This is a genomic window from Paracoccus sp. KR1-242, from assembly GCF_049446195.1.
In the GTDB taxonomy this organism is placed as follows: Bacteria; Pseudomonadota; Alphaproteobacteria; order Rhodobacterales; family Rhodobacteraceae; genus Paracoccus; species Paracoccus broussonetiae.
Window position 1 is genome coordinate 227,941 of sequence record NZ_JBMSED010000003.1, and the last position, 12,512, is coordinate 240,452.

A 12,512-nucleotide genomic window follows, 5' to 3' on the forward strand; every position below is an offset into this window, starting at 1 on the left:
CTTGAAATCAAAGCGGCATTCATCACCATTTCACGTTTCGTCATGCCGCCTTCCCCTTGACCTTCGGGCTTCCCCTGGGGCATCCGCCGGGCTTCGGCGAAGTTGCGCGACTGAGCTTGAAGCGCCTTCTACTCGCGCGTTAAGGTGCGCCGCGCGTTTCGCGGCGGGGTTGGGTCGCAAGGCGGAAGTCGAATGCGGGAATTTTTAAGGGGGAGCTGCATGGAGTCAGCCATTTCGTTAAAGGCTGTGGACATCAGCTTCAATGTCAGCGGAAAGGCGCCCTTTCGCGCGGTCGCAGGTGCGGATCTGCGCGTTGAAAAGGGCGAATTCGTCGCCATTGTCGGCCCGACCGGTTCGGGAAAGTCCACCCTGCTCAACGCTGCCGCCGGGCTTCTGAAGCCTTCGGGCGGGACGGTCGAAATCCACGGGAAGCCGCTTGAGGGGCTGAACCGCGATGCCGGATACCTGTTTCAGGCCGATGCGCTGATGCCGTGGAAGACGTCGCGTGACAATGTCGCGATCCCGCTGGAAATCGCCGGAACGCCCCGGCGCGAGGCGTTGGCGCGGGCCGATCAGTGGCTAACTCGCGTGGGCCTGCGCGGTTTCGGCGATCGTTATCCGCATATGCTGTCGGGCGGCCAGCGCAAACGCGTCGCGATGGCACAGGTGCTGATCCGCGACCCGGCGATCCTGCTGATGGACGAACCTTTCGGTCCGCTGGACGCGCAGACGCGGCTGATCATGGGCGACCTGCTGCTGGACCTGTGGCAGCAGGACCGCAAGGCGGTGATGTTCGTCACCCATGACCTTGAAGAGGCGATCTCGTTGTCGGACCGGGTGGTGATCCTGTCGACGGGACCGGATGCGCGCATCATCGGCGACTTCCCGATCACGCTGGACCGTCCGCGCGATGTCTCGGAAATCAAGCTGACGCCGGAATTCCAAAGCCTGCATCGCGATATCTGGCACATCCTGAAAGAACAGGTCCTGAAAGCATATGGCCACGGCACGGGGATGAAAGCGTGATGTCCAAACTCGTTCTTCTCAGCCTGCAGGCTTTGGTCGCGGTCGTGGCCGTTGGCTTCTGGTGGGTGCTGACCCAGACTCCGCTGTTCGGTGATCCGTCGCGGATCCAGTTCTTCTTCTCGACCCCGATGGATGTGGTGAAACAGGTCATCGTCTGGTTTTCGACCGGGCAGATCTGGTACCACTTGTGGATCACCCTGATCGAGGCCGCGCTGGCCTTTGTCATCGGTTCGGTCGCGGCGCTGGTGCTGGGCTTCTGGCTGGCGCGCCGTCCCAAGCTGGCGGCGGTGTTCGACCCCTATATCAAGGCCGCGAACGCGTTGCCGAGGGTCGTCCTGGCCCCGATCTTCACGCTGTGGTTCGGGCTTGGCATCTGGTCCAAGGTCGCGCTGGGGTTCACGCTGGTCTTCTTCATCGTCTTCTTCAACGTCTATCAGGGCGTGAAAGAGGTGAACCGCACCGTGTTGCAGAACGCGCGGATGCTGGGGATGAACGAAAGGCAGCTGCTGCGCCACGTCTATCTGCCATCGGCGCTCAGCTGGGTGTTCTCGTCGCTGCACATCTCGATCGGCTTTGCGGTGGTCGGCGCGGTGGTCGGGGAATACCTGGGTGCCTCGGCGGGTCTTGGCTATCTGATCGCGCAGGCCGAAGGCATGTTCGACATCGCGGGCGTCTTTGCCGGGATGTTCGTGCTGTCGGCATTTGTTCTCATCATCGACTGGCTGGTGACGTTGGCCGAGCGCAGGCTTCTGGTCTGGCGTCCCGACAGCGACCAGCAACACTGACATGTCCCAGGGAGGAAACATGAAACTTCGCACCACGATTATCGCCGGGCTGATCGCATCGGCAAGCGTCCTTCCCGCCGCGGCCGAGACCATCAAGATCGCCATCGGCGGGTCCAGCTGCATCTGCTATCTGCCGACCGTTCTGGCCGAGCAGCTGGGCAATTACGAAAAGCACGGCGTCGATGTCGAGTTGATCGACTTCAAGGGCGGCTCGGCCGCGCTGAAGGCTGTGGTCGGGGGCAGCGCCGATGTCGTGTCGGGCTATTACGAACACACGATCAGCCTGGCCGCCAAGAAGCAGCAGCTGGCATCCTTCGTGGTCATGGATCGCCTACCGGGTATCGCGCTGGTCGTCGCCCCGGACGAGAACGACAAGATCAACACCATCGCGGATCTCGCCGGCAAGACGGTCGGGGTCACCGCGCCGGGTTCGTCGACCGATTTCTTCCTGAAATACATGCTGTCGCGCGAAGGGCTTGATCCGAACGCCGCCTCGGTGGTCGGCGTGGGCGTGGGCGCCACGGCGGTCGCCGCGCTTGAGCAGGGCCAGATCGACGCGGTGGTCACGCTGGACCCGGCGATCTCGCAGCTGAAGCAGCGCCATGACGACCTGAAGCTGCTGGTAGATACCCGCAAAGAGGCGGATGCCGTGAAGCTGTTCGGTGCCGATTATTCCGGCGGCGCGCTGTATACGCGCCAGGAGTGGATCGACAGCCACCCCGAACAGACGCAGGCGCTGGCCGCGGCCATCGTCGACACGCTGCATTACATCCACGAGTCGTCCCCGGAAGAGATCGCCGCAAAGATGCCGCAGGATCTGATCGGCGATCCCGTGATCTATGCCGAGTCGCTGAAAAACAGCCTCGAGATGATTTCGGAAGACGGCAAAATGGACCCGGCAGCGGCTGAGGCGGTGCTGAAGGTCATGAACTTCAACTCGCCCGAGATCGCGGCGGCGAATGTCGACGTGACCAAGACCTATACCAACGCTTTCGTCGAGAAAGCGGCCCAGAAGTAGGCCGCACGGACAAACACCCGTCGATTCAAGCATCAAGGCCCCGCTCCGGCGGGGCCTTTTCAGTTCCGCTCTCCCGCAGGTTGCTCCGCCATCAAGCAATTGATTGTATACACGAGATGATCATATGCCGGTACAACTACAACTTAAGTCGCAGCCTATGGCGGTTTTGCTTCTTTAGAACTGTATCGTTGTATACAGACGAGCCCAAGGGAGAGGATTGCCGATGGATCGTGCAGAGCAGATCAGGGCGGGGCAGAACCAGACCGTGCGCGCGGCCATGACGCTGCGCGACATGATTATCGGCGGCAAGCTGCAGCCCGACCAGCGATATACCGAAACGCAACTGGCCGAGATGCTGTCGATGTCGCGCACCCCGATCCGCGCCGCGCTTCAGCGCATGACCGATGAGGGGTTGCTGACTCAGCAGGCCACCGGGGGATATCTGATCCGCCAGCTTTCCCCGGTCGAGATCGCCGAGACCATCGAGCTTCGCGGCACGCTGGAGGGGCTTTGCGCCCGCCTTCTGGCTGAACGTGGCGCCGCGCCCGATGTGCTGGACCAGCTTCGCAAGATATTGGCGGAACTGGACGCGCTGCTGAACGACGAAAGCTTCGACCGCGGCCATCTGCCGAATTACGAAAGGCTGAACGCCCGCTTTCACCGCAGCCTGGTCGAAGGCACCGGCTCGGCGCTGATGATCCAGGAAATCGAACGGGCGAACAACCGGCCCTTTGCCTCGGCCAGCGCGCTGGTTGGGATGTATGAAAGCGACCGCGCCGCGCGCCAGCATTTGCGCATCGGCCAGGACCATCACCGCACCGTGGTCGAAGCCATCGCCGCGCGCCAAGGCGCGCGGGCCGAGGCGATCATGCGGGAACATGCGCGGCTGTCGCTGCGCAATCTGACGCGCGCCGTCGAATCCAGCCGCCTGCTGGACCAGATCCGCGGCGCAAGCCTGATCCGTCAGCCGGGGGACCAAGCCGGCTGACCGACCCACCAAGTCAACGGCAGCAGAGGGGGCTGCCGCAACCATAGGGAGGAATTTACCGATGCAAAGACGAAGCCTGCTGCTGGGCGCAGTCCTGGCGGCCTCGACCGCGCTTGCCGGAATGCCAGCGCTTGCCGCCGGAGGCGAGTCCTTCAAGGTCGGCCTGATCCTGCCGATGACCGGGGCCTTCGCCTCGACCGGGCGGCAGATCGAGGCGGCCGCGAAGCTCTACATCGCCGAACATGGCGATGAGGTCGCGGGCCGCAAGATCGAGCTGGTCGTCAAGGACGATGCCGGGGTTGCAGACACCACGAAACGCGTGGCGCAGGAACTGATCGTGCGTGAAAAGGTCGGCGTCATCGCCGGTTTCGGCCTGACTCCGCTGGCGATGGCGACCGCGCCACTGGCCACGCGCGCCAAGGTGCCGGCCGTGGTGATGGCGGCCGCGACCTCGTCGATCACCGAGGCCTCGCCCTATGTCGTGCGCACCAGCTATACGACGCCGCAGGTCACCTCGAAGATCGCGGAATGGGCGGCGCAGCAGGGGATCAAGCGCGCGATCACCGTGGTTTCCGACTATGGCCCCGGCATCGACGCCGAAAAGACCTTTGTCGCCAGCTTCGGCGCGGCGGGTGGAGAGGTGCCGCAGACCCTGCGCGTGCCGCTGCAGAACCCCGACTTTTCGCCCTTCCTGCAGAAGGTCGTGGATGCCAAGCCTGATGCGATCTTCGTCTTCGTCCCTTCGGGCGCTGGTGCGCAGTTCATGAAGCAGTTTGTCGAGCGGGGCCTGGACAAGTCGGGCGTCAAACTGCTGGCCGATGGCGGCATCACCGACGACGACATCCTGAACGGCATGGGCGACCCGGCGCTGGCGGCGATTACGGGCTTCCACTACTCGGCCGCGCATGACTGCGACACGAACCGCGCCTTTGTCGAGGCGTTCCAGAAGGCCAATCCCGGGATGCGTCCGAACTTCATGGCCGTGGGTGGTTATGACGGCATGCACGCGATCTATGCCGCGCTGGAAAAGACAGGCGGCGACGGCGATGGCGACAAGCTGATCGATGCGATGAAGGGCCTGGCTTGGGAAAGCCCGCGCGGCCCGGTCAGCCTTGATCCTGAAACCCGCGACATCGTCCAGAACGTCTATTTGCGCCGTGTCGAGCGCAAGGACGACCAGCTTTGGAACGTCGAGTTCGAAACCTTCGAAGCGGTGAGGGACCCCGGCAAGTCCGGTTCCTGATCCCCAAGCCAATCGCAGGGATCCCGACCCGCGCGGCCATGCTGCGCGGGACCGGGGGCCTGCATGCCAGGGAATGCACCCATGCTGACCATCCTGATCGACGGCATCGCCTATGGAATGCTGCTTTTCGTCATGGCCTCGGGGCTGGCCGTGACGCTGGGGCTGATGAATTTCGTGAACCTCGCCCACGGTGCCTTCGCCATGATCGGCGGCTATGTCACGGCGCTGGCCATGAACCGGCTGGGGGTGCCCTTCATCCTGGCGCTGCCACTTGCCTTCGCCATCTCTGCCCTTGTTGGCGTTCTGGCCGAGCGCACGCTTTACGCCCGCCTTTACCGGCGCAGCCATCTGGACCAGGTGCTGTTTTCCATCGCACTGGTCTTCATGGCCGTGGCGGCGGCGGATTGGAGCTTGGGTTCCAGCCAGATGCTGATCACCTTGCCAAGCTGGTTGCAGGGCCGGTTTCAGGTCGCGGGTGTCGACATCGGGCGCTACCGCGCCTTTCTGATCGTGGTTTGCGCGGCGCTGGTCATCGGGCTGCAACTGGTGCTGACGCGCACCGCCTTTGGTGCAAGGCTGCGCGCCGCGGTCGATGACCAACGCGCCGCGCGCGGGCTGGGGATCAATGTCGGCGGCATCTTCGCGGCGACCTTTGCCGTCGGCTCGGGCCTTGCCGGTCTGGGCGGGGCGCTGGGGATCGAGATCATGGGCCTCGACCCGACATTCCCGCTGAAGATCATGGTCTATGTACTGATCGTCGTCACCATCGGCGGCACGGCGACCCTGACAGGTCCCTTCCTGGCCGCGCTGATCATCGGGACCGCCGATGTCGCCGGGAAATACTACGTCCCCGAGCTTGGGGCCTTCCTGATCTATCTGCTGATGATCGTGCTTCTGGTCCTGCGTCCGCAGGGTCTGATCGCTCCCGCCCGCTGAGGAGATGCCGATGACCTATACCACCACCCTTATCCCTGCCGGCAGCGCGGCACCGCCCGAGACCGAGCGGCGGGCCAGCCGCGACCTGATGCGACGCGTACGCTGGAAACCGGCCGAGATCCTGTTCTGGCTAGTGGCAGCGGCAAGCTTCTTCCTGCTGCCTGACCGCCATCTGCTGCTGTCCGAGATCGTGATCCTTGGTCTTTTCGCGCTGTCTCTGGACCTGATCATCGGCTATGCGGGCGTCGTTTCGCTGGGACATGGCGCCTTTTTCGGGCTGGGGGCCTATGCCGCGGGGCTGACCTCGGTTCATCTGACGGGCGAGCCTTTGACCGGGCTTGCGATTGCCGGGCTGGCCGCGGGACTGCTGGGGCTTCTGACCGGACCGCTTCTGCTGCTGCGGGCGTCGGACCTGACGCGGCTGATGGTCACGTTGGGCATCGCCATGCTGCTGCTTGAGGCAGCGAACCGCGCGGCCTGGCTGACCGGCGGCGCGGACGGTCTGCAAGGCGTGATGATCGATCCCCTTTTCGGGCGGTTCGAGTTCGACCTGTTCGGCACCACCGCCTATGCCTATTGCCTGGTCGTGACCTTCGTCACCTTCCTGGTCGCGCGCCGGGTGGTCAGCTCCCCCTATGGGTTGTCCTTGCGGGCGATCCGGGACAATGCGCTGCGCGCGCGCAGCATGGGCATTCCGGTCGGCTCGCGCATTCTGGGGATCTATGCCTTTTCGGCGATGATCGCCGGGCTTGCGGGCGGGCTTTTGACGCAGACCACCATGTTCGTATCACTGGATGTGCTTGCCTTTCACCGTTCGGCGGATGTGCTGCTGGTGCTGGTCCTTGGCGGGGTCGGCTATCTTTACGGCGGGCTGGTCGGCGCCATCGTCTTCAAGCTGCTGCAGGACTGGTTTTCGGCGATCACGCCCGAGTACTGGATGTTCTGGATGGGACTCGTGCTGCTGATCGTGGTGCTGATCGGCCGCGACCGGATCGACAACGCCCCCCGCGCCCTTCTGCGCCGCATCCGTGGGGAGGGTCGGGCATGACCGCCGCACTGGAAACCATCGGACTTGAGAAGCGTTTCGGCGGGCTGGTCGCGACCGACAAGGTCTCGCTGACGCTGGAGCAGGGCGCGCGCCATGCGCTGATCGGACCCAACGGCGCGGGCAAGACCACCTTCGTCAACCTTCTGACCGGGGTTCTGCCTGCCAATGGCGGCAAGATCCTGCTGGGCGGACAGGATGTCACCGGCAAGAACCAGATCCAGCGCGCCCGTCTGGGCATGGGCCGGACCTTCCAGATCAACCAGTTGTTCGGAGCTATGACTCCGGTTGAATCTCTTGGCCTTGCCGTGTCCGAGCGCAGGGGGGCCGGGGCCGATTTCTGGCGCCGGATCGGTACCCGCGCCGACATCATGGCCGAGATCACCGGTCTGATCGAACGGTTCCGCCTGACCGACGTGATGGACCATCCGACGCGGCTTCTGCCCTATGGCAAGCAGCGCCTGCTGGAGATTGCGCTGGCGCTGGCCTCGAAGCCAAGGGTGCTGCTGCTGGACGAACCCGCAGCGGGTGTCCCCGAGGCCGAGCGCGGAGAACTGCTTGAGACCTTGGCCGAATTACCGCGCGACGTGTCGATCCTGCTGATCGAACACGACATGGATCTGGTCTTTGCCTTTGCCGAACGCATCACCGTGCTGGTGAACGGCGCGCTTTTCGCCAGCGGATCGGTGGCCGAGATCATGGCCGATCCCCGCGTGCAGGCCGTCTATCTGGGGAGCAGTGAACATGCCTGAACTTCTGAGCATCCGCGACCTTCGCGCTGGCCATGGCGACGCCGTCGTCATCCCCGGCCTCAGCCTGACCCTGGCCGAGGGCGAGGCGCTGGCGGTCCTGGGCCGGAACGGCGTCGGCAAGACCACGCTTCTGGACAGCATCATCGGCGTCACGCGCCGCTTTGGTGGTCAGTTGTCGCTGGCGGGGCGCGACATCACCACACTACCGCCCGAATCGCGGGCGCGCGCGGGCATCGGCTGGGTCCCGCAGGAGCGCAACATCTTCCGCTCGCTGACGGTCGAGGAAAATCTGACCGCGACCGCGCTGCCGGGCAAATGGTCGCTGGCCCGCGTCTATGAGATGTTCCCCCGTTTGCAGGAGCGGCGCGGCAACATGGGTGGCCAGCTGTCGGGCGGCGAACAGCAGATGCTGGCCGTCGGCCGCGCATTGATGCTGAACCCACGCCTGCTGCTTCTGGATGAACCGACAGAGGGGCTGGCCCCGATCATTGTCGAGCAGTTGCTGACCTCGATCCGCCGCATCATCCGCGACGAGGCGATGGCGACGATCATCGTCGAACAGCACGCCCGAAAGATCCTGAAAGTCACCGACCGCGCCGTGATCCTGGATCGCGGTGAAATCGTCCACCAGGCGCCAAGCGCCGATCTGCTGGCAGACCCCGGACCGCTGGAACAGCATCTGGGCGTGATCGCGAAAGGAGCCGCCGCATGAGCCTTGATACCCTGACCCTTCCGCAGTCTGATCTGGACCCGTTCAGCACCGCCTTTTTCGACGATCCCTTTCCCGAACACGAAAGGCTGCGCGAGGCCGGGCCGGTGGTCTGGCTGGAACGCTATGGCATCTATGGCGTCGCCCGATATGCCGAGGTGCATCAGGTTCTGAACGACTGGGCTACCTTCTGTTCCTCGCGCGGCGTGGGCTTGCAGGATTTCAGCCGCGAAAAGCCCTGGCGCCAGCCCAGCCTGGTGCTGGAGACCGATCCGCCCGAACATGACCGCGCGCGCAAGGTGCTTGCGCGTGTCCTGTCACCCGTCGCCATGCGCGAACTGCGCGACGGCTTTGCCGAGGCCGCGGACGCGCTGGTGCGCCGCGTCATCAATCGCGACATCGACGGCATCGCCGATCTGGCCGAGGCCTTTCCCTTGTCGGTCTTTCCCGATCGCATCGGCCTGCGTCAGGACGGGCGCGAGCACCTGCTGCCCTATGGCGGTCTCGCCTTCAACGCCTTCGGCCCGGACAACACGCTGCGGCGCGAGGCGATGGACCGCGCCATGCCCCATGTTGCATGGGTGACGGAGCAGTGCCGACGCGAGAACCTTGCGCCCGACAGTCTGGGGGCGCGGATCCATGCCGCCGCGGATACCGGTGAGATCACCCCGGACGAAGCGACGCTGCTGGTCCGGTCGCTGCTGACCGCGGGGATCGACACGACGGTGAATGGCATCGGCGCTGCGCTTTACTGCCTTGCCCGTTTTCCCGACCAGTTTCAGGCGCTGCGGGCCGATCCGAAGCTGGCCCGCAATGCGTTTGAGGAGGCGGTGCGCTTTGAAAGCCCGGTCCAGACCTTCTTCCGCACCACCACGCGCGAGGTTGAACTTTCAGGCACCACCATCCCCGAAGGTGCGAAGGTGCTGATGTTCCTGGCCTCGGCCAATCGCGACCCGCGGCGCTGGGACCGGCCCGATGCCTATGACGTCACGCGCAAGACCAGCGGGCATGTCGGCTTCGGCTCGGGCATCCACATGTGCGTGGGCCAGCTTGTCGCCCGGCTTGAGGGCGAGGTGCTGCTTGAGGCGCTGGCCCGCCATGCCGCCTCGATCGAGATCACGGGCCAGCCGGTCCGCGCCTATAACAACACGCTGCGCGGGCTGAAGGCCCTGCCGCTGCGCATCTCGTAAGGAGCTCCACGATGCTGGATCATCAGCTTGCGCCGCTGGACGAGGCGATCACCATCGACCAGCTGACGGTCGCCCCCTATCCGATCTATCGCCGGCTGCGGGCCGAAGCGCCGGTGATGCGCGTGAAATCGGTGGGACGCACCTTCCTGACCAAGGCGTCGGACTGCAAATGGGTCAAGGACACGCCCGAGATCTTTTCCTCGGACGATCCGAACACGCCGATGAAGCGCGCGTTCCTGGCCCATACGCTGATGCGCAAGGACGGCAAGGAGCACCTGGCCGAGCGCATGTCGATGGCCCCGGCGCTGATGCCAAAGACCATCCAGGAGGTCTGGACCCCGCTTTATCGCCAATTCGCTGATGAATACCTGGACCGCCTGCCCAGGGGCGAGGTCGTGGACCTGCATCGCGACCTGTCCGCGCCGATCGCCGCGCGCATTCTTGCCCATATACTTGGCATCCCCGAGGCGACGGACGAGCAGATGATCTTCTGGTCGCAGGCCCTGATCGACGGGGCCGGGAATTTCGGCTGGCTGCCGGGGCCGTTCGAGGTCTCGGACCGGGCCAATGCGGAAATGGACCTGATGCTGGCCAAGGCCATCGCGCGGGTGCGGGCGGAGCCCGACCGCTCGGCGCTGTCGGTCATGGTCAACGCTGAAAATCCGATCCCCGAAAGCCAGATGATCGCCAATATCAAGATCGCGATCGGTGGGGGTATCAATGAACCGCGTGATGCGCTGTCGACCATCGTCTTCGGCTTCCTGACCGAGCCGGAGCAGCTTGAGGAGGTGCGCCGCACCGCCAAATGGGGCCCCGCCTTCGAAGAGGGCGTCCGCTGGGTCGCGCCGATCCAGGCCTCGTCCCGGCTGGTGATGGAGGATGTCGAGATCCGCGGCTTCCACATTCCCAAGGGCGACACTGTAATGACGATCCAAGCTTCGGCCAATCACGACGAAGAGCTGTTCGACCACCCCGAGCGCTTCGACGTCTTCCGCGCCAAGAACCCGCATCAGGCCTTCGGCTCTGGTCCTCATCACTGCGGCGGTGCCCATATCGCCCGCCGCACCGTTGGCGCGGTCATGCTGGAGGCGCTGTTCGAGCGCTTTCCGAACATGACCCTGCCCGACCCCGAAGCCGTGCTGTGGCGCGGTTTCGGTTTCCGCGGGCCGATCAATCTGCCCGTTCGTCTGGGCTGACCCAGCAATTCGCAAGGAGAGACTGACATGAACATCACCTTCATCGCCGCCGACGGCACCGAAACCCGCGTCGAGGTCGCTGCGGGCGAAAGCATCATGCGTGCCGCCGTCCAGAACGACGTGGACGGGATCATCGGCGAATGCGGCGGCTCGATGATGTGCGCGACCTGCCATTGCTATGTCGACGACGCCTGGGCCGATGCGGTCGGCCCACAGGAGGATGGCGAAAGCGACCTGCTGGATTGCGCCGCCTCGGAAGTCAGACTGACCAGCCGGCTGTCCTGCCAGATCAAGATGCGGCCCGAGTTGGACGGCCTGACCATCCACCTGCCGGAAGCCCAGTTGTAAGGAGGCGCGGATGCAGCGCATCGTCATCATCGGCACGGGGCAGGGCGGGCAGCAGGTGGCGGCCAGCCTGCGCCAGGAGGGCTTTTCGGGCGAGATCCTGATGATCGGGGACGAGCCGGGCCTGCCTTATCAGCGGCCGCCGTTGTCCAAGGCCTATATGGCAAACGGTGATGCTGCGGCCCTGACCCTGAAACCCTCCAGTTTCTATGAACGGTCCGGGATCGCGTTGCACGACGCGACCCGCGTGGTCCGCATCGACCGCCCGGCGCGACAGGTGGTGACGCAGGGCGGGACGCGGCATTCCTATGATCATCTGGTGCTGGCGACGGGCGCGCGGAATTTCCGACCCCCCGTGCCGGGTATCGACGCGCCGGGCACGGCCGAACTGCGCACCCTTGCCGATGCCGAGGCGATCCGCCAGCGTCTTGCGACCACCCGACATGCCGTGGTGGTTGGGGGCGGCTTCATCGGTCTTGAATTCGCCGCGATGGCGCGGGCCGCGGATGTCGAGGTCACGGTCGTCGAAGCCGCGCCCCGCCTGATGGCCCGTGCCCTTTCGCCGCAGATGTCGGGGCATTTCCTGGACCTGCATCACCAGATGGGCACCCATGTGCTGCTGGGTGCGATGGCGGCGGGGGTTCTGGCCGATGCGCAGGGGCGCGCTGCTGGCGTGGCGCTGGCGGACGGGCAGCAGATCGCGGGCGATCTGGTTCTGATTGCGACCGGGGTGCGCCCCAATGTCGAGCTTGCGGCCGAAGCCGGGCTGACCTGCGACAATGGCATCGTCGTGGATGACGGGCTTGCGACCTCGGACCCCGCGATTTCGGCGCTTGGCGACGTAGCGGTCTTTCCGGGGCCTCTGGGCGCGCCTGTGCGTCTGGAATCCGTTCAGGCAGCCGTCGATCACGCCCGCCACATCGCGCGCAGATTGGTTGGGGGCGACTCCACGCCCTATGCTGCGGTGCCGTGGTTCTGGTCCGATCAGGGCAAGTTCAAGCTGCAGATCGCGGGCTTGGGTCACGGGGCCGATCACGCGATCACACGGGCAGAGCCCGGCGGCCCCGCTGTCCTGCTGTTCGGGCGGGGGCGGTTGCAGGCGGTCGAGACGGTCAACGCGCCGGGCGTTCACATGGCGGCGCGCAAGCTGATCGGAATGCCGCTTGCCGATCTTCAGGCCCATGACTTCGACCTGAGGGCAGCGGCCAAGGCCTGCGTCGCAGCGTAATCCGTCGATCACGGCCGGACGGGCGAATTCCTGCCCTTAGGCGACGGTTAT

The 12,512-nt window shown here is 64.9% G+C and carries 13 protein-coding genes; all 13 read left to right on the plus strand.

Annotated elements, in window-relative coordinates:
- The first annotated feature begins 219 nt into the window (after positions 1 to 219).
- The 13 genes from ACO2Q4_RS06640 to ACO2Q4_RS06700 all read left to right on the plus strand — a co-directional run bounded on the left by ACO2Q4_RS06640 (position 220) and on the right by ACO2Q4_RS06700 (position 12,461).
- Entirely contained in the window at positions 220 to 1,026 is an 807-nt protein-coding gene (locus ACO2Q4_RS06640) for an ABC transporter ATP-binding protein (RefSeq protein ID WP_311757899.1), read from the plus strand.
- Positions 1,026 to 1,811 carry an ABC transporter permease gene (locus tag ACO2Q4_RS06645; protein ID WP_311757900.1) on the plus strand — a complete coding sequence of 262 codons (786 nt, stop codon included), beginning with the start codon at positions 1,026 to 1,028 and terminating at the stop codon, positions 1,809 to 1,811. The genes ACO2Q4_RS06640 and ACO2Q4_RS06645 overlap by 1 nt, the downstream gene beginning before the upstream one ends.
- A gap of 19 nt (positions 1,812 to 1,830) precedes the next feature.
- Positions 1,831 to 2,829, plus strand: coding sequence for an ABC transporter substrate-binding protein (locus ACO2Q4_RS06650; protein ID WP_311757901.1), 999 nt, complete (start codon positions 1,831 to 1,833; stop codon positions 2,827 to 2,829).
- Between the two features lie 223 nt (positions 2,830 to 3,052).
- Entirely contained in the window at positions 3,053 to 3,817 is a 765-nt protein-coding gene (locus tag ACO2Q4_RS06655; RefSeq protein ID WP_423318201.1) for a GntR family transcriptional regulator, read from the plus strand.
- A 61-nt stretch (positions 3,818 to 3,878) separates the two neighbouring features.
- Positions 3,879 to 5,060 (plus strand): ABC transporter substrate-binding protein, encoded by a 1,182-nt coding sequence (locus tag ACO2Q4_RS06660; protein WP_423318203.1) that lies wholly within the window; start codon positions 3,879 to 3,881, stop codon positions 5,058 to 5,060.
- Between the two features lie 81 nt (positions 5,061 to 5,141).
- Complete coding sequence (locus ACO2Q4_RS06665; protein ID WP_423318205.1) at positions 5,142 to 5,996, plus strand: branched-chain amino acid ABC transporter permease; 855 nt, start codon at positions 5,142 to 5,144, stop codon at positions 5,994 to 5,996.
- 10 nt (positions 5,997 to 6,006) lie between these two features.
- On the plus strand, positions 6,007 to 7,044 hold the full coding sequence (locus ACO2Q4_RS06670; protein ID WP_311757905.1) for a branched-chain amino acid ABC transporter permease: 1,038 nt from the start codon (positions 6,007 to 6,009) through the stop codon (positions 7,042 to 7,044).
- Positions 7,041 to 7,793: an ABC transporter ATP-binding protein gene (locus tag ACO2Q4_RS06675; protein ID WP_311757906.1), complete on the plus strand. Its 753-nt coding sequence runs from the start codon at positions 7,041 to 7,043 to the stop codon at positions 7,791 to 7,793. The genes ACO2Q4_RS06670 and ACO2Q4_RS06675 overlap by 4 nt, the downstream gene beginning before the upstream one ends.
- On the plus strand, positions 7,786 to 8,505 hold the full coding sequence (locus ACO2Q4_RS06680) for an ABC transporter ATP-binding protein (RefSeq protein WP_423318208.1): 720 nt from the start codon (positions 7,786 to 7,788) through the stop codon (positions 8,503 to 8,505). Before ACO2Q4_RS06675 ends, ACO2Q4_RS06680 begins: the two co-directional genes overlap by 8 nt.
- Positions 8,502 to 9,692: a cytochrome P450 gene (locus ACO2Q4_RS06685; protein WP_423318209.1), complete on the plus strand. Its 1,191-nt coding sequence runs from the start codon at positions 8,502 to 8,504 to the stop codon at positions 9,690 to 9,692. Before ACO2Q4_RS06680 ends, ACO2Q4_RS06685 begins: the two co-directional genes overlap by 4 nt.
- Positions 9,693 to 9,703: 11 nt before the next feature.
- Complete coding sequence (locus tag ACO2Q4_RS06690; protein WP_423318210.1) at positions 9,704 to 10,888, plus strand: cytochrome P450; 1,185 nt, start codon at positions 9,704 to 9,706, stop codon at positions 10,886 to 10,888.
- A 27-nt stretch (positions 10,889 to 10,915) separates the two neighbouring features.
- Positions 10,916 to 11,236 carry a 2Fe-2S iron-sulfur cluster-binding protein gene (locus ACO2Q4_RS06695; protein ID WP_311757910.1) on the plus strand — a complete coding sequence of 107 codons (321 nt, stop codon included), beginning with the start codon at positions 10,916 to 10,918 and terminating at the stop codon, positions 11,234 to 11,236.
- A 10-nt stretch (positions 11,237 to 11,246) separates the two neighbouring features.
- A complete protein-coding gene (locus tag ACO2Q4_RS06700; protein WP_423318212.1) occupies positions 11,247 to 12,461 on the plus strand; it encodes an NAD(P)/FAD-dependent oxidoreductase in 1,215 nt (404 codons plus the stop codon).
- The last annotated feature ends 51 nt before the right edge of the window (positions 12,462 to 12,512 follow it).